Below are 3,611 nucleotides of genomic sequence, written 5' to 3'. Positions count from 1 at the left end.
TACATTATTGCCTGCATTAAGATAGACATCTTGGGTTGCTATCACCATGCTGCCAGATACATCTAAATCATGACCGGATTTTATCAATATACTATCACCATAAAGTTCACTGCCTAACTGGGTAGTATTATCAATTTCAAGATGACGTGTTGTGCTTTTTTTATTCAGTAATCGATTGTTTTCTTTAGTATTATGATCCGTTAATGCCGTACGCTCTTCAGCTGCCATCAGATTAATGTCATGACCTGCTTGTAAAATTAATGATTTGTCCGCTGATACGGATGCAGCATGCGTATCAATGTTGTGGCCGGCTTGTAATGAAATATGGCCATTTGACTGAATTTGTGTACCCAGCACGCGACTTTCATCAATATCTCGATAATCGTTTTTACCAAAGTTGGCATGTGATGCAGTCTGAGTATTGACTTTATTTAACTCAATATCATGGCCAGCCTTGATTTGAGTTTTACTTGATTCACCACCATTGATAATCATTGCACCAGTCATGTTCACATCATGCCCAGCTTGAACAACAATATCGCCTTCTTTACTTTGTAACGAAGCGACTTTATCAATCACAGTATTACGATTGAAATTACCCGGTCCATAGTTAACTTCGGTTGTATTGGTTGTTGTCGTCAATAAAATATCATTGATTGCTGATAAGTAAATATTTTCATCAGCCACAAAAGCGCCACGACTTCGAATACTCTCTGCCGCATTAACGGCGATACTGCCGGCTTTCCATATCCCTTCTTGTTCTATATTGTGGCCTGATACACTGAGTTGGTGCTGAGCAATAAGATTACCATTCGAATAAATGTCACTATCACTCTCAATTTTAACGTTACGTCCAGCAAATAATGCTCCATCAGTTGAAAGTTCAGGACGATTAACAATATAGACTTTCGGGACTAACACTTGTTGTGGTTGACCATCAACAATCACCGTTTGACTCACTAACCAAACCATATCATTAGTAAGTTGGGCCATCTGCTCTGGGGTGAGTGCGACCCCAATTTTAAATTGATATTGGTTCGCAAACATAATGCCGGCATCCATGAGTGCCTTATATTGCTCAATATCGCTTTGATAACCAGCAAGATAACGTTGACCTGTCAAAGCTATAATTTGCTGTTGTAGCAACTGTTGTTCGTAATAACCATCGCCTAACCGTTTTTGGATAACATCAGGATCGGTTTTAATTCGATTGGTCATATAATCAGAACTTAACCATTTTTTACGATTGGTAAAACGGCGGTCGGTTTCGATTAAATAAAGGCTTTCAGGGTCTTTATTGACCGTATATAAACTGTTATCTGGTAGGGTTAAATTTGGCTCAATGGTGCTGATTGCATTAACTTGTGCTATTTGACGGTCACTGCTGTCAACTATTACCCCTGTTTGACTTTTCTCAGGTGTATTGACTGTAGTGCTTGAAACAAACTGATGTTCAGCAATTTTACCCGCATCTAAGTCTAAACTGGTTTCAACTATATTGTTATAATTCGTTGTTCGCGTCTTCGAGGAATACTTTCTTTTGCCTCCACCATGCCACTTTCTATCATGACGAACTTGATAGCCTTCATCAGTAACACGATCTATCCCTTTAGTGGATATATTATCTAATAATCCTACTGATAATTGTAATGCTTCTCCGGCAACGATTTTACTGTTGCTATTGATAACATGATTCGCATCAATCAGTAAATCTTTACCTGATATAATTTCAGCCGGCTCTGTTTCAATGATTTGGGTTTGGTAATGTTTTTGGGTGTAATTGTATTCAATATATTTATAATGTGAACGACTTGTGCCATCTTCATTATAGGCAATCAATGTCGGGTATTTCTTCTTATCATGTCCTTTCCTAATTTTATAATTATTACCACTGTATCGTTTATTACTATTATAAAAAGCAAACTCTAATTTATGTTGTTGGCTAATTTTGACTAATTCTGTTTTAAAATTATCATTAATATTATTAATTTTATTTGCATAAATCGTCATATCATCTGACGATTCAATACGTGCAGAATGGTTGTTAATAACATCAGCATTAATTTTAAATTTTCCTAAACTTAAGAGCAAAGCGTGGCTATAATTGTTTAAGATTTTTGCATTGAGCTTAAAATCATGACGAGCAGCAATGACCGGCGCATGCTCATTATTGGCTTGGTTATTGAGTGTCTGTACATCAATTTGTAAATCATCACTATAAATTTTACCGGTATTTAAATTATTTAATGTGGTGACGTTGATGTCAGTCACCGTACCGTCGATTAAACCATAATTGGTCAATGTATCGTGTGTTAAATTCAGTAAATCGCTACTTATTTCACCCTTTTCACTGTTGGTTAATTGTTGACTCATTATATCCAGTTTTTTGCCCGACAAGATAAGCTGGTCATTTAAAATATCCTGCTGCGTTTGAATATATATATTATTATTGGCAATGATGTCACTTTGGTTATGAAATGAATCAACGAGTGTTAATCGAATATCATTTTCGGCTAATAATTGACCATCACCACTCAATTTATCCGCATCAATAGCTAAATCATAGGCTAAAATTTTAGCGTCTTGATTCTCCATATTCCCAATTGCAAACGTCGCAGCTTTTTGAATCAGCATGTTGGCTTTTTGATTCAGTAACTGTTGCGCTTTAATATCTAATTGGTCAACATTAAATTTTGCTTGGCGGTTATCAATTGTCTTTGCATTAATCTGAGTCGCTCCCAAACTTTGAACTATCGCTTGCTGATTATCGATTTCATTTGCAGACAACGAAATAGTTTGCTCTGAGATAAATGTCGCCTCAGAATTATTAATATCATCAGCATCAAGGGATACATTACCTTTACTACTGATTTTTGCCTCACGATTGTTAATCGTCTTGTTGGCAATAAAGGTGCTGTCTTTTTCTGATAATGTTTGTGCTTTTTGCAAGCTAATTTGTTGCCCTTGTGCATGAATATTCCCTTTAGCCATCAAGGAAATATCATCACCATCAATCGTTTTTCCTGCTTTTATGGCAATATTTTCGTTAGAAAAAATGTGGCTATCTGTTGCAGAAAGGTTATCTTGTGCGGTTAATTTTATATTTTGGTCGGCTTTTATTATGCTTTGCTTAGCACTCAGTTCTTTGCCTGAGATATTAATGGCATTAGCGATTTGTTGACTGTTATCTAAATTAATATCACCACTTGCTTGTACGTTAATTGACGCGCCAGCCAAGCTTTTCCCTGTTAAATGGGCAGTGGTAGTGTTGATGTCTAATGAACCATCTTGACTCAATTTTCCATGGCTATCAACACCCGCAGCAAGTGTCCCGGTTTGACTGTTTTCAATCCTATTGGCAGACATTGCGATATTTTTCTGTGCAACAAAACTCCCTGTATTTTTGACAGAATTTTTAGCATTGACCTGAATATCTTTTTTGGCGTACAACTGTTTGTGATTATCAACGGTGTGTTGGCTATTTAATATTACATTTTTATTAGCCTGTATCGCACCGCGGTTAGTAATTTTACCCTCGGCACTAATGCTAATATTGTTGATGCTGGCACCTAATTCACCTGCATTATGTACACCGACCCCTTTTTCGGTAC

1 protein-coding gene is annotated in these 3,611 nt (G+C 36.6%); it reads right to left on the bottom strand.

What is annotated here, in order from left to right:
• Positions 1 to 3,611, bottom strand: a 3,611-nt coding sequence (locus H3T54_RS11780) for a hemagglutinin repeat-containing protein (protein WP_198222669.1), incomplete at both ends; no start/stop codon positions are given.

The organism is Gilliamella sp. B14384G10 (assembly GCF_016101685.1).
Lineage (GTDB): Bacteria > Pseudomonadota > Gammaproteobacteria > Enterobacterales > Orbaceae > Gilliamella > Gilliamella apis_A.
The sequence above is the reverse complement of the archived record's forward strand: the minus strand, read 5'-3'. Positions and strand labels throughout refer to the sequence as shown.